The sequence below is a fragment of the Saccharothrix saharensis genome, assembly GCF_006716745.1.
GTDB lineage: Bacteria > Actinomycetota > Actinomycetes > Mycobacteriales > Pseudonocardiaceae > Actinosynnema > Actinosynnema saharense.
Genome location: NZ_VFPP01000001.1, coordinates 5139661 through 5160270, shown reverse-complemented (window position 1 = coordinate 5160270; position 20610 = coordinate 5139661). Strand labels below are relative to the sequence as shown.

Here is a 20610-nt window from a genome sequence, read left to right as displayed (position 1 = left end):
TCACTTCGTCTTCGGAGCCAGCCACCGCGAGATCACGGTCGCCAGCAGGTTGAACAGCGTGATGATGATGACCAGGGTGATCGCCGCACCCCAGATCCGCTCGAAACCGGCCTGCGTCGGGTTGTTCCGCTCCGACGTCATGAGCAGCGGCAGCGACGCCATCGGCCCTTCGAACAGGTTGTAGTTGATGTAGGGCGCGTACGCGGCCAGCACGAGCACCGGCGCGGTCTCGCCCATGACGCGGGCCAGGGCCAGCATGATGCCGGTGATGATGCCGGACAGCGCGGTCGGGATGACGACCTTCACGATCGTCTTCCACTTGGGGATGCCGAGCGCGTAGGACGCCTCGCGCAACTCGTCCGGCACGATCTTCAGCATCTCCTCGGTGGTCCGCACGATCACCGGCACCATCAGCAGCACCAGCGCGAGGGACACCGCGAACCCGCTGCGGCCGAAGCCGAAGTAGGTGATCCACAGCGTGTAGATGAACAGCGCGGCCACGATGGACGGCACACCGGTCAGGATGTCGACCATGAACGTGGTGGCCTTGGACAGCTTGGACCGGCCGCCGTACTCCACCAGGTACACGCCGACGAACAGGCCGATCGGCACGGACAGCAAGCCGCACACCAGGCCCTGGACCAGGGTGCCGTAGATCGCGTGGTAGACGCCGCCGCCCTGCTGGCGGCCCAGCAGGCCGGACAGCGACTTCTGCCACCAGTCGCCGTCGAGCACGACCGGGAAGCCGCGCTGGATGACGACCCACAGCACCCAGATCAGGGGCACGATCGCGACGAGGAACGCCCCGTAGACCAGCGCGGTGGCGATGCCGTTCTTGAGCTTGCGCGTGCCGCTGACGCTCTGGAACGTCGGCGGCGTGGCGAGGCGGTTCAGGTCCGCCGTGTCGGTCGTCATTCGTACTCCTTGTGACCGGCGACGATGGACCGGGCGAGGGCGTTGACGCCGAAGGTGAGGACGAACAGCACCAGGCCGGCGGCGATGTAGGCGCCCGCCGTGCGCGGGTCGTTGAACTCGGGCGCGGCCAGCGCGATCTTGGACGCGAACGTCGCGCCGCCGTCGAACAGGCTCCACGCGAACGCGGCGCCCGTGCCGCTGAGGATGATCGTCAAGGCGATCGTCTCGCCCAGGGCGCGGCCGAGGCCGAGCATGGAGGCGCTGACGTAGCCCGCCTTGCCGAACGGCAGCACGGTGGTGCGCACGACCTCCCACTTGGTGGCGCCGAGCGCGATGGCGCCCTCCACGTGGGTGACCGGCGTGCGGTCGAACACCTCGCGGCTGACGGCGGTGATGATCGGCAGGATCATCACGGCCAGCACGATGCCGGCGGTGAAGATGGTGCCGCCGAGCTCGATGCTGACGTTGCCCTTGGCGAACAGCGGGATCCAGCCGAGCGACGAGGTCAGCCACTCGCCGATCGGGGTGAGCACCGGGCCGAGCACGAGCAGGCCCCACAGGCCGAAGATGATCGACGGCACGGCGGCCAGCAGGTCGATGATGTAGGCGAACGGCCGGGCGAGCCGGCGCGGCGCGTACTGGGTGAGGAACAGCGCGATGCCCAGGGCGATCGGCATCGCGATGACCAGCGCGAACGCGGACGACACCACGGTGACCAGGAGCAGGTCGAGGATGCCGTAGCGCATGTTGTTGACGTCGCTGGTGGACCACTCGCGGCTGGTCAGGAAGTTGACCTTGTCCAGCGCGAGCGAGGGGATGGCCTGGAGCAGCAGGAAGACGCCGATCGCCGCGATCAGGACCACGATGAAGATGCCCGACCCCGTGGCCAGGCCTGCGAAGATCCGGTCACCCGGCCGGACGTGGGTCTTCTGGTCGGCTTCCGTGGTCGGGGGAATCGGAGCCTCCGAGTCGGGTCGAGCAGCCGGAACGCCCCCGCGGGCACCGGTCGTGCCGGTGCCCGCGGGGCGCGGGGCCACAGTGCGGTCGTTCATCGCGATGGCGTTCCCGGGACGCGTGTCGGCCTGGTCAGGCGATGGCCTTGACGGCGGTCAGCAGCTTGTCCTGGAAGGCCTTCGGCAGCGGAGCGTAGCCCGCGTCCGCCAGGCCGTCCTGGCCAGTCGTCGCCGCGACGGTCAGGAACGCCTTCACGGCCTTCGCGGTGTCGGCGTCGTAGCCCTTGGAGCAGACGATCTCGTAGGTGGCCAGCAGCAGCGGGTAGGCGCCCGCGGTGGTGGAGCCGTAGATCGAGTTCAGGTCGAGGACCAGGTCGTTGCCGGTGCCCTTGATGGTGGCGCCGTCGATGGCCTTGCCGACCGTCTCGTTGGTCAGCTCGACCGGGCCGGAGCCGTTGTCGATCTTGGCCAGGGACAGCTTGTTGTCCTGCGCGAACGACAGCTCGACGTAGGTGATGGCGCCGTCGACCGAACCCGCGGCCTGCGCGACACCGGCGGACTTCTCCTTGGCCTCGCCGACGCCGCCCTTGAACTGCTTGCCGTCACCCTGGGTCCACGCGCCCTTGGAGGCGGCGGTCAGGTACTTCTGGAAGTTGTCGGTCGTGCCGGACTCGTCCGAGCGGTAGACGACCTTGATGTCCTTGTCGGGCAGCGACGCGCCGCTGTTCAGCGCCGCGATGGCCGGGTCGTTCCACTTCTTGATGCCGCCGTTGAAGATCTTGGCGGTCACCTCGCCGTTGAGGACCAGGTCGTTGACGCCCTCGAGCTTGTAGCCCAGCGCGACCGGGCCGAAGACCAGCGGCAGGTTCCACGCGGGGTTGCCCTTGCAGCGCTCGGCAGCCGCGGCGACCTCGCCCTTGCTCTCCGACAGCGGCGAGTCGGAGCCACCGAAGTCGACCTGGCCCGCGTTGAACTGCTTGACGCCCGCGCCGGAGCCGGAGGCGTTGTAGGCGAGGTCCGAGCCCGGGCACTTCGCCTGGTAGGCCTGGATGAACGTGGCGATCGCGTTCTGCTGCGCGGAAGAGCCCTCTGCGCTGAGCTTCGACTTGCCACCGCACTCGACGGGGACCGACGAGTCGCCGGCCGCCGACGTGGAACCGGCGCTGGGGGCGTTGTTGTCGCTGCCACACGCGGTGAGCAGAAGCGCACCGGCCGCGATCAGGCCGAGTACGGCGCCGTGTCGCTTGGTCTTCACCTGGGAGTCCTCCAGCTACGGAAGCGGGTTTCGCGGCGAAGCCCCGCCGCTCGACACGGACGGTAGGTAGCGATGGTGGACAGGCACCCAGGAGTAGGTGAACGGCGGGTGAACATGACACGGGAAGTGACCGAGTACACCGCCTTTTGGGTGTCCCGTGACCAGCGCGTTTGCAGCGCGTGATGGGTTTGTCACTACCGGGCGTACTGGACGTCCGAGTCCCAGCGGGTGAAGCCCAACCGGTCGTACACGGCCAGTGCCGCGGCGTTGTCGGACTCGACGTACAGCATCACCTCGGTGAGCCCGGCGTCGCGCAGGTGCGCGAGACCGGCCAGGGTGATCGCCTTGCCGAGGCCGCCGCCCTGCGCGTCCGGGTCGACGCCCACCACGTACACCTCGCCCAGCTCGGCGGTGTGCGCCTTGGTCCAGTGGAAGCCCAGCAGCCGCCCGTCGCCGTCGACGGCCAGGAGGAACCCGGCCGGGTCGAACCACGGCTGCTCCTCCTTCTGCCGCACGTCCTCGATGCTCATCGCGCTCTGCTCGGGGTGCCACGAGAACGCGCGGTGGTTGACGTAGACCACCGCCGCCTCGTCCCGGCCGGGCACGAACGGGCGCAGCGTCACGCCGTCGGGCAGCACGGGCGCGGGCAGGTCGGCGTCCAGGGGGCGGCGCAGGCGCAGCAGCTCGCGGACCTTGCGGTAACCGAGCTTGACGGCCAGCGCCCCGGCGCCGGGGTGGCCGCCGTGCGACCAGACCCGCAGGGGCTTGGCGCGGTCGGCCACCGCTTCGACCAGCGCAGCGCCGTGACCGCGGCGGCGGTGGTCGGGGTGCACGGCCAGCTCCGCGACCTCGTTGCCGTCGGAGTCGCCGAAGACGTCGAGGTGCAGGTAGCCGACCAGCGTTCCGCCATCACGGGCCAGCAGGTGCCGGCTGCCGTGCGCGTCGGGGCGCAGGCGCAGGATCACCGCCTCGCCGACGGGGGCGACGCCGTCGGCGGCTTGGGCGGCTCCGAGCAGGCCGGAGACCTCGTCGGCCTGCTCGGGGGACAACACGTCGAACCAGGTCAAGTCCACGGTGTTGGATTGTCCACGCTCCGCGTGGACGGGCGAGGCCGCCCCGGAAGTCGGTCATCCGTTGGCGGCCTCGCGGGCCGGTGGGGGTGGCCCCGTCAGGCCCTGAAGATGAGCTCGGCGTCGTCGATCGTGGTCTCGGGGGCGTCGATCGCGTGGTCCACGCGGCGGGCGCTGCCCGGGCGCGGGGGGCGCACGAACTTGTAGCCCACGTTGCGCACGGTGCCGATGAGGGACTCGTGCTCGGGGCCCAGCTTGGCGCGCAGGCGTCGGACGTGCACGTCGACCGTGCGCGTGCCGCCGAAGAAGTCGTAGCCCCAGACCTCCTGCAGCAGCTGCGCGCGGGTGAACACGCGGCCGGCGTGCTGGGCCAGGTACTTGAGGAGCTCGAACTCCTTGTAGGTCAGGTCGAGCGGGCGGCCGCGCAGGCGGGCGGTGTAGGTGGCCTCGTCGATGACCAGCTCACCGAGCTGCAGCGAGCCGTCGCCGCCGGGCTGCGTGGTGCCGCGCCGGGAGCGCACCAGGCGCAGCCGGGCGTCCACCTCCGCCGGCCCGGACGTCGGCAGCAGGATCTCGTCCACGCTCCAGTCGGAGTTGACCGCGACCAGGCCGCCCTCGGTGACGACGGCCACCACGGGCACGTCCACGCCGCTGGAGTCGAGCAGCCGGCACAGGCTGCGCGCGGCCACCAGGTCCGTCCTCGCGTCGACCAGCACGATGTCGTGCGGGCCGGCTTCCAGCAGCGCCGAGACCTCCGGGCGCAGCGGGCGCACCTCGTGCGGGAGGAGCGACAGCGCGGGCAGGACCGCCTCGGGGTCGGCGTCCGTGGTCAGCAGCAGCACATCGATACTCATCGCGGCGCCCTCTCGTTCGGCCGGTGCTTGGTCACCGACCGAGCACAGGCGAAGTACGGTGACCGGGCCCCGTTGCCTGCGGATGACGGAGACAATACCGGTGCACACGACGAAAGACCCAGGTCAGCAGGTCAGAGTCACAGTTGTTTCCACAAGCGTCACGCGTGTTACATCGACGTCACATGACGCCGTCCGCCTGCACGGCGTGCATGTGAGGTCGGCACCCGCTGTGACCGACCTCGCATTCGTGGTGGGTCACGGCTTCACCAACCACGTCCGCAAGCCGTTCGTGGCGCGGGTGCTGCACCGCTTCGCCAGGCACGGCGGGGTCGTCGCGCTGGACTTCCGCGGCCACGGCCGCTCCGGCGGGCGGTCCACCGTCGGCGGCGACGAGATCCACGACCTCGCCGCGGGTGTCGCGCTCGCCCGCGACCTCGGGTACCGGCGGGTGGCGACCGTCGGCTTCTCCATGGGCGCGTCCGTCGCCCTGCGCCACGCGGGCCTGCACGAGGACCGCCCGGACGCGGTGGCGGCGGTCAGCGCGCCGTCGCGCTGGTGGGTCCGCGACACGGTGGCCATGCGCCGGGTGCACTGGCTGCTCGAACAGCCTCACGGCAGGCTGGCCGCCCGCGCGCTCGGCGTGCGCCTCGCCCCGCCGTGGGAGACCGTGCCGGAGAGCCCGCTGGAGGTGGTGCACCGCATCACCCCGACCCCACTGCTCATCGTCCACGGTGAGCAGGACCACTACTTCGGCCCCGCGCACGCCGTCGCGCTGCACCGCGCGGCGGGCGGCGACGCGGAGCTGTGGCTGGAACCCGGTGTGCGGCACGCCGAGTCGTCGATGACCCCCGCGCTGGTGGACCGCATCGCGACCTGGCTGGACGACCGCGCGCAGCACCCGACCGACCGGACAGAGAGCAGGCGATGACCGCGATGACCGAGACCGACCGCCGCCGTCCCGCGCGCGGCCGCAAGCTGATCATCGTCGCGCTCGTGGTGGGCGGGCTGCTGGTCGCCGCCGACTTCGCGCTGGCCGCGATCGGCGAGTACCAGGTCGCGCAGAAGATGCGGGAGAAGTTCGGGCTCAGCGAGGACCCGTCGGTCCGGATCAACGGCTTCCCGTTCATCACCCAGGCGATCGGCGGCGACTACCGCGACATCGAGATCAGCGCGACCGGTGTGCCCGTGCGCGACCAGCTGCGCGACCTGGAGATCCGGGCGAACCTCAAGCACACCCGCATCGGCCTGTCCGACCTGCTGGCGGGCAACACCCGCGGCGCGAAGATCGACCAGGTGCTGGGCAGCGTCAAGATCAAGGCCAACGACCTGAACCGGGTGGTCAACCAGGTCACGCCGTTCACCGACATGACGATCGAGCCGGACAAGCGCACCAGGGTGACCGACGGGCAGCCCGACCCCACGGTCGCGGCGGTGAAGCTGTCCGGCAAGACCAAGGTCGCGGGCCGCGACCTGCGCATCACCGCCTACGGCACGGTGTCGCTGGTCAACGGCCAGGTGATGATCGCGGTGAACGACGTCGAGCTGGACGACGTGGCGCTGGACGGCTTGGACGCGGTGCTCGGCGTGGTGCGCGAGGCGTTGAGCGTGACCATCGACCCGGGCGCGCTGCCGTTCACCGTGACGCCGACCGCGGTGAAGGTGGAGAGCGGCGCGTTCACGCTGGAAGGCGCGATCAACGACATCCTCCTCGACCAGGGCGGCAGCTGAGATGACCGGTGCGTGGGCGCTGCTCGGCGCGATCGCGGTGGTGGCGGTGGTCGCCGTGGTGCTGCGGGCGCGGGACGGCCGCGTCCGCCCAGCCGGGGCGCACGCCGCCGAGGCGCACGCCGACCTGCCCGCGCCCGTGCGCGCGCTGCTGGACCCCGGCACCCCCGTGACGCTGGTGCAGCTCTCCACGACCTTCTGCGCGAACTGCCGGCGGACCCGGACCGTGCTCGAAGAGCTCGCCGACCGCACCGAGGGGCTGCGGCACGTCGAACTCGACGTGACGGACCTGCCGGAGGTCGCCGCGACGCTCGGGGTGCTGCGCGCGCCGACGACGCTGGCGCTGGCGCCGTCCGGCGCGGAACTCCTGCGCGTCGGCGGGATCCCGAAGCCCGACGCGTTGGTCGCGGCTCTGCGACCGCACCTGCCTGGACCGATCGGGTGAACCTGGGCATTCCCACGACTTGGACGCCACTCCCGACAGCAGGGACGAGCGGCTAGGCTCGGACCCATGACCACGCTGCTGACCAAGCGACTCGCGGTGGATCTGTGCCGCGTGCGCAGCAGCCTGTGTCGCGCGGCGCGCTGACCGGGCGGTCCCCGGCGGCCCACGTGCCCCTTGACGGGCGGGTGCGCCTGCCCCTAACACCGCCTGAGACGGACTGCCAGTCTTGTCCACCGTCAGGAGGTCGCCGTGCCTTTAGATGCCACCGCCACCAAGGACGCGCCGGTCGATCCCCGCGGGCCCCGGTTCAGCGCCTGGATCACCTCCGCCATCCTCGCGGTCGTCCTGCTGACCGGGTCGTGGCGGCTGCTGGCCGCCCAGACCCTGCTGTTCGCGATGTGCGCGTTCATCTCGCTCAAGCTCAACCCGTGGGGCCACGTCTACCGGTTCGCCGTGCAGCCGAGGCTCGAACCGACGGCCGAGCGCGAGGAGGCCGCCCCGCTGCGGTTCGCGCAGGGCGTCGGGTTCGTCTTCGCGCTGACCGGCACGATCGGCTACGCCACCGGCCTCACCGCGCTCGGGGTCGTCGCGACGTCCGCCGCCCTGGTCGCCGCACTGCTCAACGCGGCGGTCGGCCTGTGCCTGGGCTGCGAGATGTTCCTGCTCCTGCGCCGCTACGCACCCGCCCTCGCCCGACCCCAGTGACACCACCGTCGCACAGAAAAGAAATTGGAGCAGCTCGATGAGCCGTGAAGACGTCCTGGTCTCGGCCGCGTGGTCCGAGGAGAACCTCAACGCGCCCGGCGTGGTGTTCGTGGAGGTGGACGAGGACACCACCGCCTACGACGGGGGTCACATCCCGGGTGCGGTCCGGATCGACTGGAGGACCGAGCTGCAGGACCCGGTGCGGCGCGACTTCGTCGACCGCGAGGGCTTCGAGAAGCTGCTGTCCGCCAAGGGCATCGCCAACGACGACACGGTCATCCTCTACGGCGGCAACAACAACTGGTTCGCGGCCTACGCGTACTGGTACTTCAAGCTGTACGGGCACGACTCGGTGAAGCTGCTCGACGGCGGCCGCAAGAAGTGGGAGCTCGACGGCCGCCCGCTGGACAAGGAGCAGGTCGAGCGCCCGGCGACCGAGTACAAGGCCCAGGAGCAGAACCTGGCGCTGCGCGCGTTCCGCGACGAGGTCGTGGACGCGATCGGCAACAAGAACCTGGTCGACGTGCGCTCGCCCGACGAGTTCTCCGGCAAGCTGCTCGCGCCCGCCCACCTGCCGCAGGAGCAGGCGCAGCGCGCCGGCCACATCCCCAGCGCGATCAACGTGCCGTGGAGCAAGGCCGCCAACGAGGACGGCACGTTCAAGTCGAACGAGGAGCTGGCGGAGATCTACGGCGAGGCCGGCTTCGACGGTTCCCGCAAGACGATCGCCTACTGCCGCATCGGCGAGCGCTCGTCGCACACGTGGTTCGCGCTGCACGAGCTGCTCGGCCACGAGGACGTGAAGAACTACGACGGTTCCTGGACCGAGTACGGCTCGCTGGTCGGCGTGCCGGTCGAGCTCGGCAGCGGCAAGGAGGCCTGATCATGAGCTTGGACGGTTGCGGCGCGCCCCAGCAGGGCGTGGACGTCCAGGTCGGCGCGAACGAGGTCGTGCTGACCGGCAAGGTCAAGAGCGAGGGCGCACCGGTCGGCGGCGCGTTCGTGCGCCTGCTGGACGCCTCGGGCGAGTTCACCGCCGAGGTCGTGTCCTCGCCCGACGGCGACTTCCGGTTCTTCGCCGCGCCGGGCACGTGGACCATCCGCGCGCTGCACCGGTCCGGCAACGGGCAGGCGTCGGTCAGCGCGGAGGGGCCGGGCGTGCACCCGGTCGAGGTCGCGGTGGCCTGACACCACGTCCCCCGAGACACGGGGAGCGCACGGGCTGCCCCCGGCGCTACCCCTCGCCGACCCCGGTGGCGTTCGCCACCGGGGTCGGCGGCTCCCGGGGTCGGCCGCCTAGACTGGGCGGGTGGAACACTTCTTCACAGGACTGCTGGTGCTCGTGTCCCTGCTGGTCGTGTGGTTCGCCGGGTACGTGGTGTACCGCCTGTTCTCCGACCAGCGGTGAGCGGCGACGGGCCCGTTCCGGGCAGTGGTGACGCGGCCGTGCAGGCCGCCGCGGCGCGCGCCGAGGTGACCGGCACGCGCAACCTGCCGCAGTTCAACGACCTGCCGATCCCGGCGGACACGGCGAACCTGCGCTCCGGACCCTCGCTGCACGACGCGTGCCTGGCCCTGCTGCCGCTGGTCGGCGTGTGGCGCGGCGAGGGCGAGGTCGTGTACCCGACGATCGACGGCCCGTTCCGCTACGGGCAGCAGGTCACGTTCGCGCACGACGGCCGGCCGTTCCTCTACTACGAGGCGCGGGCGTGGCTGCTGGACGAGAACGGCGGCGTGATCCGCCAGGCGGCGCGCGAGACGGGGTTCTGGCGGCCCCAGCCGGACGACACGATCGAGGTGCTGCTCACGCACAACACCGGGATCGTGGAGCTGTACTACGGCAAGCCGCGCAACCAGACCTCGTGGGAGTTCGTGACGGACGCGGTGGTGCGCACGGCGACCGCCAAGGAGGTCACGGGCGCGCAGCGGCTGTACGGCATCGTCAACCACGGCGACCTGGCGTACGTCGAGGAGCGGGCCATGGTCGGCCGGCCGCTCCAGACGCACATCTCGGCGCAGCTGAAGCGCATCGTCGGCTGAACGGGTCGGCGACGGTCCGGCGACCGCCGCTGCCGGTGGATTGTTCAACAATCCTCATCTAGGCTGTCCCCATGCAGCTGCGGCGTTGCGGCACGGACGGCGTGCTCGTCGAGGTGGACTCGCTGGGCGAGGTGGAGGCCGTGCGCGCGGCGCTCGCGGCGGCGCGGCTGCCGGACGTGGTCGAGCTGGTGCCGGCGGCCCGCACCGTGCTGGTCGTGACCAGGCCGGGCGGCGTGCCCGCCGTGCGCGCGGCCCTGGCCGGGGTCGACCCGGTCGACCACCCCGCGGCGGCCGGTGACGAGGTCGTGCTCGAAGTCCGCTACGACGGCCCCGACCTGGACCTGGTCGCCGAGACCGCGGGGCTGACCGCGGCCGAGGTGGTCGCCCTGCACACCGGCGCGGACTACCGGGTCGCGTTCTGCGGCTTCGCGCCCGGCTTCGCCTACCTGACCGGGCTGCCCGAGCCGCTGCGCCAACCGCGCCTGGACTCGCCGCGCACGAAGGTCCCGGCGGGTTCGGTGGGCGTGGCGGGCGAGTTCACCGCCGCCTACCCCCGCGCCACGCCGGGCGGCTGGCGGCTGATCGGCCGGACCGACGCGCCGCTGTTCGACCCGCGCCGCCCGACCCCGGCCCTGCTGACGCCGGGCGCCCGCGTCCGCTTCGAGGCCGCCCGATGACCACCGGCACCCCCGGGAGCCCTACGTCCAGCGCCCGGGAGTCCTGCGTCCAGGAGCCCCGAGTCCACCGCTCGCGGACGCTCACCGTGCTCCGCACCGGCCCGCAGACCCTCGTCCAGGACCTCGGCCGACCCGGTCACGCCCACCTGGGCGTCCCGCCTTCGGGCGCGCTGGACACCCGCTCGGCCACCCTGGCCAACCGCCTGGTCGGCAACCCCGAGGACGCCGCCTGCCTCGAAGTCCTCCTCGGCGGCCTGGCCCTGCGCGCCAACGCCTCCTGCACCGTCGCCGTCACCGGTCCGTCGACGTCCGTGCTGGTCAACGGCCTCACCCGGGACTCGCCGCTGCACCTGGCCCCCGGCGACACCCTCACCCTCGGCACGCCGCGGCACGGCCTGCGCAACTACGTCGCGGTCTCCGGCGGCATCACCGTCCCCGCCGACCTGGGCAGCCGGTCCACCGACCTGCTCTCCGGCCTCGGCCCCGCCCCGCTGCGCCCGGACGACGAACTGCCGCTCGGCGACCCGACCGGCGTCCCCGTGGGCGTGGACGTGCTGGTCCCGGCGCACGTCCCGGACGACCTCGTGGTGCCCGTCCTCCTCGGCCCCCGGGACGACTGGTTCGCCGACCCGGCCCGCGCGCTGCGGGCGGGCCGCTGGACGGTGTCCGACCGGAGCAACCGCGTCGGCGTCCGCCTCACCGGCACCGCCCTCGACCGGACCGCGGACCGGGTGGGCCGGGAGCTGCCGAGCGAGGGTCTGGTCACGGGCGCGGTGCAGGTCCCGGCCGACGGGCGGCCCGTCGTGTTCCTCGCCGACCACCCGACGACCGGCGGTTACCCGGTGATCGGCGTGGTCGCGGCGCACGCCCTGCCGCTGCTCGGCCAGGCCCGGCCGGGCACCCGGCTCCGCTTCGACCCGCAGGGCTGAACGGACGCAATTGGTCTAGACCCATTGTCAAGGTCGCGCGCGCGACCTACGTTCGGAGGAGTTCCGGTAAAGACCGGCACGACCAGGCCGCCGTGGTTCTCGACCGTCCCTGTATCGAGAGGCACACCCTGATGCGCCGACCAGTCATCGCGCTCGTGGCCTTCCTCCTGGCCACCGCAGCGCTGTCCGCACCGGCCGCCGCGGCGACCGGCCTGACCGCCACGTTCGGCAGGTCCGGTACGACCGGCACGTTCGTGGTCACCAACCCGACGACCGCCGCCATCTCCGGCTGGACGATCAAGTTCGACCTGCCCGCGGGCGTCACCGTCAGCGGCGCGCAGCACGCCACCACCACGCAGAGCGGCACGCGGGTGACCCTGACGCCCGCGTTCTACATCGGCACGATCCAGGCGGGCCGCACCACCGACCCGTACAGCCCGACGATCACGCTCAGCCAGGCCGCCGACCCGACGGCGTGCACGATCAACGGCGCGAACTGCGACGGCAGCGGCCCACCGCCACCACCGCCCGCGCCGATCACGGCCGACTTCAGCGTCACCGGCTCGACCGGCAAGTTCGTGGTCAACAACAACACCGACGCGGTGCTCGCCGACTGGTCGATCACGTTCACCCTGCCCGCCGGCGTCACGGCGAGCGGCGCGCAGCACGCCACGCTCAGCCAGACCGGGGCCACCGTCACGCTCAACCCGGTGCACTACAACCGCAGCGTGGGCGCCCGCCGCTCCACCGAGCCGTACAGCCCGACGTTCACGCTGAGCCGGGCCGCCGAGCCGGTCACGTGCCGGGTGAACAACGCCAACTGCGACGGCACGCCCGACACGCCGCCCACCCCGCCCACCACCCTCCACTCGCCGGTGAAGACCACCAGGACCGTCTCGCTGGCGTGGACCGCCTCCACCCCCGGCTCGCTGCCGATCGCCGGGTACGAGGTCTACCACGGCTCGACCCTGGCCACGACGGTCACGTCCACCGGCGCGACCGTCACCGGCCTCGCCCCGAACACCGCCTACAGCTTCACGGTGAGGGCCAAGGACACCAAGGGCACGTCGTCCGCGGCGTCCAACACCCTGGCGGTGACCACCAACAACCCCGCCGACGACGCCCAGCCGCCGACCGCCCCGGCCAACCTGCGCGCCACCGCGAAGGACGCGGGCAGCGTCACGCTCGGCTGGGACGCGTCCACGGACAACCGGGGCGTGGCCAACTACGACGTCTACCAGGGCACGACGGTGAGGGCGACGGTCACCGGCACCACGGCCCGCGTCGACGGCCTGTCACCGTCCACGGCGTACACGTTCACCGTCCGCGCCCGCGACCTCTACGACAACGTCTCGGCCGCGAGCACCCCGATCACCGCCTCCACCGGCGACCTCGTCGACGGCTACGCGCGGGTCGGGTACTTCGTGCAGTGGGGCATCTACGGCCGCCAGTACTTCGTGAAGAACCTGGACACCAGCGGCACGGCGGCCAAGCTGACCCACCTCAACTACGCGTTCGGCAACATCGACCCGGTCAACCTGACGTGCCTGCACGGCGTCACCAAGGGCACCTCGCCGAACCCGCAGGACCCCAACCAGGGTGACGGCGCGGGTGACGCGGAAGCCGACTACAGCAGGCCCTTCAGCGCGGCCCAGTCCGTCGACGGCGTCGGCGACACCGGCTGGGAGCCGTTGCGCGGCAACTACAACCAGCTGCGCAAGCTCAAGGCCAAGCACCCGCACCTGAAGGTGCTGATCTCGCTGGGCGGCTGGACCTACTCCAAGTACTTCTCCGACGTGGCGGCCACGGACGCGGCGCGCAAGAAGTTCGTCAAGTCCTGCCTGGACGTCTACATCAAGGGCAACCTGCCCGTTTACAACGCGGCCGGCGGGCCGGGCACGGCGGCGGGCATCTTCGACGGCATCGACCTGGACTGGGAGTGGCCGGGCGCGGAGGGCCACCCGGGCAACCACATCGGTCCGGACGACAAGCGGAACAACACGCTGCTGATCGAGGAGTTCCGGCGGCAGCTCGACGAGCTGAGCCGGGAGACGGGCAAGCGCTACGACCTGACCGCGTTCACCCCGGCCGACCCGGCGAAGATCGAGGCCGGCTGGGACCTGCCCGAGGTGGCGAAGTCGCTGGACGTGTTCAACGTGCAGGGCTACGACTTCCACGGCGCGGGCAGCGACAACTCGTGGGAGCCCCACCGCACCGGCCACCAGGGCAACCTGTACGCCGACGCGGACGACCCGTACTCGTTCCACTTCAGCGTGGAGAACGCGGTGGACGCGTACACGTCGGCGGGCGTGAACCCGCGCAAGATCACCATCGGGTTGGCGTTCTACGGTCGCGGCTGGCAGGGCGTGCAGGCGGGCGCGAAGAACGGCGAGTGGCAGTCGGCCACCGGCGCCGCACCCGGCCAGTTCGCCGAGGAGGCCGGCACGCGCGGCTACTCGAACCTGCTGGCGAGCGTGCCGGGCTGCACGGTCCACCACGACGAGGTCGCCGTGGCGACGTCCTGCTTCACCGGCAACGGTGGGCAGTGGTGGACGTTCGACGACGTGTGGGCGATCCAGAAGAAGACCGCGTGGCTCAAGCAGCGCGGCCTGCTCGGCGCGATGATCTGGGAGATGTCCGGTGACACCGCCAACGGCACCCTGATCAACGCCGTGGACGCCGGCCTGAGGTAGGGCCGCCGCCCCGCGAGGTCGCATCGGTCGTCCGCTCCCTCGTCCCCCGGCGATCACGCTCTTCGATCGTCGGGGGATCAGGGGGCGGACGACCGACTTCCGGGCGACCTCGCGGCCGTCTGCGGAGCAGCGGCCACCGGGCTCAGTACTCCGACTCGTACAGCTCGGCCAGCCGCGCGTGCAGCTCGGCGGAGTCCGGCAGCGTCTTGCCGTCCAACGTGTGCACGCGGGTGATCTTGCGGACGCTCGACACCAGGAACACGCCGTCCGCCGGGTACAGCTCCTCCACCGCGATCGGCCGCACCTCGACGGTCCAGCCCTCCCGCTCGGCGGCCCGGAACAGCGCCGCCTGCGTCGTGCCGGGCAGGATGCCCAGCTCGGCGGGCGGCGTGGTCAGCGTCCGGCCGCGCGCCATGATCAGCGTGGACGTCGGGCCCTCCAGCACCGAGCCGGACGACGTGGTGAACACGACCTCGGCCGCGCCACGCCGTTCGGCCTCGCGGATCGCCGCCATGTTCACCGCGTACGACAGCGACTTGGCGCCCAGCAGCAGCCACGGCGCGCGCTCCATCAGGCCCGGCTCGATGCCCCGGTCCAGGGTGACCGCGGCGATGCCGTCGGCGCGCTGCGCCATGACCTTCGGCGAGATGTCCATGCCCAGCGCGAAGCCGGTCGGCGTGCCGTCACCGCCCTCGACGCCCCGGGTGTGGACGAGCTTGAGCGCGATCTCCGCGCCGCCCGTCCAGTTGTCCAGCACGAGGTCCACGGCCCGCTCGAACGCGGCCCGGTCCGGCTCGGGCAGGTCGAGCATGGCCGCCGAGCGGGCCAGCCGGTCCAGGTGCGGACCGAGTTCCCGGGGCTTGCCGCCGACGACGAGGATGGTCTCGAAGACACCGTCGCCGCGCATCAGGCCGAAGTCGTCGACCCGGATCAGCGGGGCGTCGGGGTCGGCCAGCGTTCCGTCCAGTAGAGCGAGCACGCGCATACGGTGAGACTACTCACGGCCTACCATCGGTCCCGTGGACACCGCCGGCGCTCCGAAGGCCCTGCGCAAGACGCTGCACGAACGCGGCATGCGGATGACACCCCAGCGCCAGCTCGTGCTCGACGCGGTGCGCGACCTGGGCCACGCCACGCCCGAGCAGATCTGCCAGCGCGTCCAGGTCACCGCCCCCACGGTCAACATCACCACGGTCTACCGCACGCTGGACCTGCTGGACCGGCTCGGCCTGGTCCGGCACACCCACCTCGGGCACGGCGCGCCCAACTACTCGATCCACGCCCACGAGCACGTCCACCTGGTGTGCCACCGGTGCGGCCGGGTGGACGAGGTGCCGTGCGAGCTGCTGTCCCCGCTCGGGGGAACACTGAGGGACGCGTACGGGTTCGAACTGGATGCGAGCCACCTCGCGCTGTCCGGCACGTGCCGCGAGTGCCTGACCCCGAGCGCCCCGAAGGAGTCCGAGTGAACTCACCGCTGTTGACCGCCCCCGGTGCGGTCGCCCCGTTCGCGGGCGCCCCCGACCAGGGCGTGCCGTGGCACTTCGGCGACCCGTTCGCCGAGCAGCGCTCGGCCGCGCGGTCGGTGGCGGTGGTCGACCGGTCGCACCGGGCCGTGCTCGCCGTGCCCGGCGACGACCGGCTGACCTGGCTGCACTCGCTGACCAGCCAGCACCTCACCGCGCTCGGCGAGGGCGAGGGCACCGAGGCGCTGATCCTGGACGTGCAGGGGCGGGTCGAGCACCACGCCGTGGTGGCGAACGTCGGCGGTGTCGCCTACCTGGACACGGAAGCGGACCGGGCGGCCGAGCTGCTGGCGTACCTGACCAAGATGGTGTTCTGGTCGAAGGTGGAGCCGCGCGACGCCACGGCGGAGCTGGCCGTGCTGACCGTCGTCGGCCCGGAGGTCACCGACCTGTTCGCCAAGCTGGACGTGCCGCTGCCCGCCGGTCCGAACGGCGTGGTCGCGCTGGGGGGCGGGTTCGCCCGCCGCATGCCGTGGCCCGGTCACGACGCGGTGGACCTGGTCGTGCCGCGCGGCGAGCTCGCCGACTGGTGGGCCCGGCTCACCGACGCGGGCGCGCGGCCGGCCGGCAGCTGGGCGTTCGAGGCGCTGCGGGTGGAGTCGCTGCGGCCCAGGCTCGGCGTGGACACCGACGAGAAGACCATCCCGCACGAGGTGAACTGGATCGGCTCGGCCGTGCACCTGGACAAGGGCTGCTACCGGGGCCAGGAGACGGTGTCGAAGGTGCACAACGTCGGCCGCCCGCCGCGCCGGATGCTGCTGCTGCACCTGGACGGGTCGCGCGAGGTGCAGCCGGAGACCGGCGACCCGGTGCTCGTGGACGACCGCGTGGTCGGTCGGGTCGGCAGCGTCGCCCTGCACCACGAGCTGGGCACGATCGTGCTGGCGCTGGTCAAGCGGTCGGTGTCGCCGGAGACGGAGCTGCTGGTCGGCGCGGAGGACCGGCGGGTGCAGGCGCGGGTCGACCCCGACTCGGTGCCGCCGGACACCCCCGGGCTGGGCCGCGAGGCGGCGCGCGGCCTCGGCCGCTGATCATCCGGACCGGAAAACCGGCCACCGCCCCCGCCTGCGGTTCCGGGTCGTCCGGGCACCGCTGAGGCGCTAGCCCGAACGGGTTCTGTGCCAGGATCACGACATGTCCCGACCCGGATCCCACGGCACGCTGCTCACCGTCGCCCCCACCGGGGCCGAGCACGCGAAGGCCGACGTCCCCCAGCTGCCGGTCACCCTGGAGGAGCTGGTCCGCACCGCGCAGGCCTGCGAGCAGGTCGGCGCGGCGATGGTGCACGTGCACATCCGCGGCGCCGACACCAGGCCGACGTTGGACCTCGGCCGGCTCAAGGAGGCGGTCGCCGCCCTGCGCGAGCACACGAGCCTGGTCGTGCAGCTGTCCACGGGCGGCGCGGTGACCGACCCGGAGGCCGACCGGCTCCGGGTGCTCGACGCCCTGCCCGACTCGGCGTCCTGCACCATGGGCACGGTGAACTTCGGCGACGACGTGTTCCTGAACCGCTGGGAGTTCGTCGTGGCGTTGCACAAGGGGATGCAGGAGCGGGGCATCGTCCCGGAGTACGAGATCTTCGACATCGGCCAGTTGGCGTCGCTGCGGCGGCTGCTGGACCAGCACGGGCTGCCCGCGGGCGGCAAGGTGCACGTCGACCTGGTGATGGGCGTGCCGGGCGGCATGCCGGGCGACGCGGAGACGCTGGTGGCGGCGTTGCGGCTGCTGCCGGAGGGCGCGTCGTTCTCGGCGACGGGCATCGGGCGGACCACGCTGCCGGTGATGCTGACGGCGCTGGCCGCCGGCGGTCACCTGCGGGTGGGCATGGAAGACACCATTTCGTACGCCAAGGGCCAGCCGGTCCGCGACAACGCGCAACTGGTCGCTCGCGCGGCGGGACTGGCGAAGATCGCCCAGCGCCCACCGCTGTCGCCCGCGGACGCGCGTGCACTGCTGGGCGTGCGCAGTCCGGTACAGGTTTGAGACAACTTTGGAAGCAGGTTTGTGTTGGCGGGTGGACACGAACTACCTCAGGATGAGTACGTGATCGAGGTGCGTCCCGGCGGGCGCCGCCGTATCGACCGGGTGCTCGCCCCCGACTACGCGGAGGGGGTCGAGCGGCTCCCGCTCGCCGAGGTGCGCGCGTTGCGCGACGAGGCGGCGCAGGAGGAGACCGACCTGTCGTACCTGCGGCGGCTGCTCCACGCGCGCATCGACATCGTGCGGGCCGAGCAGGAGCGCCGGACGTCGGGCGGTTCGGCGGTGGTCGACCAGCTCGCGACGATCCTCGCGTCGAACGCCGTGGGGCCGGCGACCGGTCACGGGCGCTACCAGACGCAGGAGCCGTCCCGGGCCGAGGCGCACCGGCGGCACGTCGAGGCGCTGGTCTCCGACGTGGACCTGTCGGACGTGAGCGCGCTCTCGGACGACAAGCTGGACCTGGCGCTGCGGGTGTTCATCGGCGAGGAGGCGTCGGTCTCGGCGCGGCGGCGCGAGGTGCAGGCCGTGGTCGACCTGCTCAACGCCGAGATCGCCGGGCGGTACCAGAGCGGCAGCGCCTCGGTGGACGAGCTGCTGGCCGCCGAGCGCGGCTGGCCGGCCAACCCCGGTCGTTCCAAGGAGTAGGAACACACTCCCGTCATGTGAACCGGCCGCCTAACGTGGCAGGTCGATGGCACAACGACGCTCGACCTCGCCCGGGCACCGCTGGGTGGTGCTCGCGGTCGGCGCGGTCGCCCAGGGCACCAACGCCGCGGTGTTCCTCGGGCTGCCCGCGATCACGCCGCAGCTGCGCGCCCACTTCGACCTGTCGTTGCCGCAGGTCGGGATGCTGCTCGGCGCGGTCAACCTGGGCACCGCGCTCACCCTCGTGCTGTGGGGCGCGGCGGCCGACCGGCGCGGCGAGCGGCTGGTCATGGCCATCGGCGGCTTCGGCGCGGCCGGGTGCCTGGCCCTGGCCGCGGTCGACGGGCCCGTGGTGGCGGGGTTGGCGCTGGTGGGCGTGGGGTTGTTCGGCGCGAGCGTGAACGCGGCCAGCGGTCGGGCGGTGCTGACCTGGTTCCCCGCGCAGCGGCGCGGGTTCGCCATGGGCATCCGGCAGACCGCCACGCCGCTCGGCGCGGCCCTGGCCGCCGCGGTGCTGCCGGTGGTCGCGCTGCACGCGGGCGTGCCGGTGGCGTTCCTGGTGCTCGCGGGCTGCACCGGGTTCGTCGCGATCGCCGTGGTGCTGTGGGTCCGGGAGCCGCCGTGGGCCGTGCGGTCCGGCCGGGGTCGGCACGGGGTCGTGCTCAAGGACCCGGACCTGATCCGGCTCAGCACGGCCGGCGGCCTGCTGGTCGTGCCCCAGTTCACCGCCGCCGCGCTCATGGTCGAGCTGCTGCACGACCACCGCGGCGTGGCCGTCGGGGCGGCCGCCGGGCTGTTCGCCGCCGCCCAGGTCAGCGGCGGTGTCGGCCGGCTGGTCGTGGGCGTCTGGTCGGACCGGTCGGCCACCCGGGTCGGGCCGCTGAAGGTGCTGAGCGTGCTGATCGCGGTCGGGTTCGCGCTGTGCGCGGCGCTGGACCGGGCCCCGGTCTGGCTGCTGGCCGCCGTGCTGGTCCCGACCGCCGCGCTGGGGCTGTGCTGGAACGGCGTCGCGATCACCGCCGCGGGCGAGCTGGCGCCTCCCGGCCGCACCGGCACCGCCCTGGGCATGCAGAACACCGCCAACTACGTCAGCGCCACCGTCACGCCCCCGCTGGCCGGGTGGGTCGCGGTGGCCGTCGGGTGGCCCGCCGCCCTGCTGCTGGCCGCCGCGGCGGCCGTGGGGGCCCGCGTGCTGCTAGCCGTGCCGTTCGCGGCGCGCCAGCTCGCCCCAGAACTCCCGTAGCCGCTCGTACCGGAGGGCGACCTCCTCGGCGTCACCGGTCTCCAGCGCGTCCACGATCGCGTTGACGTCCGTCGCCGAGCTGTCCTCAAGCAGGTCCTGGTCCTCGATGAGCTGCACCAGGCCGCCGTAGTCGAGCTCGACGGCCGAGTCCGGCGCGAAGTGGTCGAGCCAGCGCCCGGTGTCGGCGAGCACCTTGGCCGGGCCCGCGTCGCCCAGCGAGCCGGACACCACCCGGTGCGCCCTGGCCACCCGCTCGCGGGCGTCCGCCATGGACACCCGCCACGACACCTGCCGCTCGGGGTCGTCCCTGGGTGCCAGCACCACCCGCCGCGCCTCCGGCTCGACCAGCGCGAACCACGGCAGCGGCACCGTCCAGGTGGTCGAGATGACGTGCACCGCGCCCGCGGTCAGCTCGGCCATCACCGCCGACGCCCGCGACCGGATCGCCTCCGGCTCCACCGCCAGCGCCTCCTCGCGCAGCGGCCCGGTGGCCGTGGCGAGGAAGCCGACCAGCGCGGCGGCCGACCGGGCGCGCAGGTCCAGCGGGCAGACCAGCGGACCGGGGCCGACCTCTCCCGGCACCTCGGCGGGGCTGATGGTCATCACGTCGAACGGCGCGTCGGGGGCGACGCTGCCGTCCGACCGCTCACCGGGCAGGAGGCGGCGCGGCCGGGCCAGCTGTGATCGCAACCACAGCTCCCGTTCGCGCGCGCCGACGTCCGCACGGCTCAACGCCCCGTCTTCCAGGGCTTTCCGCACCTGATCCGCCAACGGTGCGTCAAGAGCCGACAGCGGTTCGTACACCCTGAGGTAGGCGACGAACGGTCGAGGCACCCGCGCATCCTCCCACGCGGAGATTTGGCGGTACGTGTCACGCCTACCGCGTCGCGGGGAACCCCTTCGACACGGTACGGTAGTTACCAGGAACTAGTTGTCGAGACGAGTGGGGCCGCCG

23 protein-coding genes are annotated in these 20610 nt (G+C 72.3%); 16 read left to right on the top strand and 7 right to left on the bottom strand.

The genetic code is table 11. The features are described 5' to 3' along the window. The 5 genes from pstA to FHX81_RS22905 all read right to left on the bottom strand — a co-directional run bounded on the left by pstA (position 1) and on the right by FHX81_RS22905 (position 5047). Entirely contained in the window at positions 1–915 is a 915-nt protein-coding gene (gene pstA, locus FHX81_RS22925) for a phosphate ABC transporter permease PstA (protein ID WP_141980104.1), read from the bottom strand. Further along, positions 912–1967: a phosphate ABC transporter permease subunit PstC gene (pstC, locus tag FHX81_RS22920; RefSeq protein WP_141980103.1), complete on the bottom strand. Its 1056-nt coding sequence runs from the start codon at positions 1965–1967 to the stop codon at positions 912–914. Before pstC ends, pstA begins: the two co-directional genes overlap by 4 nt. Before the next feature lie 34 nt (positions 1968–2001). After that, positions 2002–3123: a phosphate ABC transporter substrate-binding protein PstS gene (gene pstS, locus FHX81_RS22915; RefSeq protein ID WP_141980102.1), complete on the bottom strand. Its 1122-nt coding sequence runs from the start codon at positions 3121–3123 to the stop codon at positions 2002–2004. Positions 3124–3317: 194 nt separating this feature from the next. Continuing rightward, positions 3318–4196: a mycothiol synthase gene (mshD, locus tag FHX81_RS22910; protein ID WP_141980101.1), complete on the bottom strand. Its 879-nt coding sequence runs from the start codon at positions 4194–4196 to the stop codon at positions 3318–3320. A gap of 95 nt (positions 4197–4291) precedes the next feature. Next, positions 4292–5047 (bottom strand): response regulator transcription factor, encoded by a 756-nt coding sequence (locus tag FHX81_RS22905; RefSeq protein WP_141980100.1) that lies wholly within the window; start codon positions 5045–5047, stop codon positions 4292–4294. Positions 5048–5276: 229 nt separating this feature from the next. On the opposite strand from FHX81_RS22905, the gene FHX81_RS22900 reads away from it, so the two are divergent. The 11 genes from FHX81_RS22900 (at position 5277) to FHX81_RS22855 (ending at position 14261) form a co-directional block, all read left to right on the top strand. Then, entirely contained in the window at positions 5277–5975 is a 699-nt protein-coding gene (locus FHX81_RS22900) for an alpha/beta hydrolase family protein (protein ID WP_246107939.1), read from the top strand. Then, a complete protein-coding gene (locus tag FHX81_RS22895) occupies positions 5972–6775 on the top strand; it encodes an LmeA family phospholipid-binding protein (RefSeq protein WP_246107938.1) in 804 nt (267 codons plus the stop codon). Before FHX81_RS22900 ends, FHX81_RS22895 begins: the two co-directional genes overlap by 4 nt. A gap of 1 nt (position 6776) precedes the next feature. Next, complete coding sequence (locus FHX81_RS22890; RefSeq protein WP_141980098.1) at positions 6777–7217, top strand: TlpA family protein disulfide reductase; 441 nt, start codon at positions 6777–6779, stop codon at positions 7215–7217. A 66-nt stretch (positions 7218–7283) separates the two neighbouring features. Beyond that, a complete protein-coding gene (locus FHX81_RS43025) occupies positions 7284–7361 on the top strand; it encodes a putative leader peptide (protein WP_360462167.1) in 78 nt (25 codons plus the stop codon). 105 nt (positions 7362–7466) lie between these two features. Next, entirely contained in the window at positions 7467–7922 is a 456-nt protein-coding gene (locus tag FHX81_RS22885; protein WP_141980097.1) for a DUF4395 domain-containing protein, read from the top strand. Positions 7923–7959: 37 nt separating this feature from the next. After that, entirely contained in the window at positions 7960–8805 is an 846-nt protein-coding gene (locus tag FHX81_RS22880; RefSeq protein WP_141980096.1) for a sulfurtransferase, read from the top strand. 2 nt (positions 8806–8807) lie between these two features. Beyond that, complete coding sequence (locus tag FHX81_RS22875; protein WP_141980095.1) at positions 8808–9110, top strand: DUF1416 domain-containing protein; 303 nt, start codon at positions 8808–8810, stop codon at positions 9108–9110. Between the two features lie 216 nt (positions 9111–9326). Then, a complete protein-coding gene (locus FHX81_RS22870) occupies positions 9327–9962 on the top strand; it encodes a heme-binding beta-barrel domain-containing protein (RefSeq protein ID WP_141980094.1) in 636 nt (211 codons plus the stop codon). Between the two features lie 71 nt (positions 9963–10033). Then, positions 10034–10639 (top strand): 5-oxoprolinase subunit B family protein, encoded by a 606-nt coding sequence (locus FHX81_RS22865; protein ID WP_141980093.1) that lies wholly within the window; start codon positions 10034–10036, stop codon positions 10637–10639. An 86-nt stretch (positions 10640–10725) separates the two neighbouring features. Next, positions 10726–11568, top strand: coding sequence for a 5-oxoprolinase subunit C family protein (locus FHX81_RS22860; protein ID WP_246107937.1), 843 nt, complete (start codon positions 10726–10728; stop codon positions 11566–11568). Between the two features lie 131 nt (positions 11569–11699). After that, entirely contained in the window at positions 11700–14261 is a 2562-nt protein-coding gene (locus tag FHX81_RS22855; RefSeq protein WP_141980091.1) for a glycosyl hydrolase family 18 protein, read from the top strand. 142 nt (positions 14262–14403) lie between these two features. Here FHX81_RS22855 and FHX81_RS22850 read toward each other — a convergent pair whose 3' ends face one another. Further along, the gene (locus tag FHX81_RS22850) at positions 14404–15246 is read right to left on the bottom strand and encodes an aminodeoxychorismate lyase (RefSeq protein WP_141980090.1); all 843 of its coding nucleotides are present in this window, start codon (positions 15244–15246) and stop codon (positions 14404–14406) included. A 34-nt stretch (positions 15247–15280) separates the two neighbouring features. Here FHX81_RS22850 and FHX81_RS22845 point away from each other — a divergent pair, with 34 nt between their 5' ends. From FHX81_RS22845 to FHX81_RS22825, 5 genes are all read left to right on the top strand, one after another. Next, on the top strand, positions 15281–15730 hold the full coding sequence (locus FHX81_RS22845) for a Fur family transcriptional regulator (RefSeq protein ID WP_246107936.1): 450 nt from the start codon (positions 15281–15283) through the stop codon (positions 15728–15730). Next, entirely contained in the window at positions 15727–16818 is a 1092-nt protein-coding gene (ygfZ, locus tag FHX81_RS22840) for a CAF17-like 4Fe-4S cluster assembly/insertion protein YgfZ (protein WP_141980089.1), read from the top strand. The genes FHX81_RS22845 and ygfZ overlap by 4 nt, the downstream gene beginning before the upstream one ends. A gap of 103 nt (positions 16819–16921) precedes the next feature. Next, positions 16922–17770, top strand: a complete 849-nt coding sequence (locus FHX81_RS22835; RefSeq protein WP_141980088.1) for a beta-keto acid cleavage family enzyme — start codon at positions 16922–16924, stop codon at positions 17768–17770. A gap of 60 nt (positions 17771–17830) precedes the next feature. Beyond that, positions 17831–18412 carry an RsiG family protein gene (locus FHX81_RS22830; protein WP_141980087.1) on the top strand — a complete coding sequence of 194 codons (582 nt, stop codon included), beginning with the start codon at positions 17831–17833 and terminating at the stop codon, positions 18410–18412. A 46-nt stretch (positions 18413–18458) separates the two neighbouring features. Beyond that, the gene (locus tag FHX81_RS22825) at positions 18459–19655 is read left to right on the top strand and encodes an MFS transporter (protein ID WP_246107935.1); all 1197 of its coding nucleotides are present in this window, start codon (positions 18459–18461) and stop codon (positions 19653–19655) included. Here the strand turns inward: FHX81_RS22825 and FHX81_RS22820 are convergent. Further along, a complete protein-coding gene (locus FHX81_RS22820) occupies positions 19608–20489 on the bottom strand; it encodes a DUF8083 family protein (protein ID WP_141980086.1) in 882 nt (293 codons plus the stop codon). The genes FHX81_RS22825 and FHX81_RS22820 overlap by 48 nt on opposite strands. Between the last annotated feature and the right edge of the window lie 121 nt (positions 20490–20610).

Excerpts from the sequence above, each read along its gene's own strand:
- pstA (WP_141980104.1), bottom strand. The coding sequence starts at position 915 with ATGACGACCGACACGGCGGACCTGAACCGCCTCGCCACGCCGCCGACG.
- pstC (WP_141980103.1), bottom strand. The coding sequence starts at position 1,967 with ATGAACGACCGCACTGTGGCCCCGCGCCCCGCGGGCACCGGCACGACC.
- FHX81_RS22905 (WP_141980100.1), bottom strand. The coding sequence starts at position 5,047 with ATGAGTATCGATGTGCTGCTGCTGACCACGGACGCCGACCCCGAGGCG.
- FHX81_RS22895 (WP_246107938.1), top strand. The coding sequence starts at position 5,972 with ATGACCGCGATGACCGAGACCGACCGCCGCCGTCCCGCGCGCGGCCGC.
- FHX81_RS22890 (WP_141980098.1), top strand. The coding sequence starts at position 6,777 with ATGACCGGTGCGTGGGCGCTGCTCGGCGCGATCGCGGTGGTGGCGGTG.
- FHX81_RS43025 (WP_360462167.1), top strand. The coding sequence starts at position 7,284 with ATGACCACGCTGCTGACCAAGCGACTCGCGGTGGATCTGTGCCGCGTG.
- FHX81_RS22880 (WP_141980096.1), top strand. The coding sequence starts at position 7,960 with ATGAGCCGTGAAGACGTCCTGGTCTCGGCCGCGTGGTCCGAGGAGAAC.
- FHX81_RS22875 (WP_141980095.1), top strand. The coding sequence starts at position 8,808 with ATGAGCTTGGACGGTTGCGGCGCGCCCCAGCAGGGCGTGGACGTCCAG.
- FHX81_RS22865 (WP_141980093.1), top strand. The coding sequence starts at position 10,034 with ATGCAGCTGCGGCGTTGCGGCACGGACGGCGTGCTCGTCGAGGTGGAC.
- FHX81_RS22855 (WP_141980091.1), top strand. The coding sequence starts at position 11,700 with ATGCGCCGACCAGTCATCGCGCTCGTGGCCTTCCTCCTGGCCACCGCA.
- FHX81_RS22850 (WP_141980090.1), bottom strand. The coding sequence starts at position 15,246 with ATGCGCGTGCTCGCTCTACTGGACGGAACGCTGGCCGACCCCGACGCC.
- FHX81_RS22835 (WP_141980088.1), top strand. The coding sequence starts at position 16,922 with ATGTCCCGACCCGGATCCCACGGCACGCTGCTCACCGTCGCCCCCACC.
- FHX81_RS22825 (WP_246107935.1), top strand. The coding sequence starts at position 18,459 with ATGGCACAACGACGCTCGACCTCGCCCGGGCACCGCTGGGTGGTGCTC.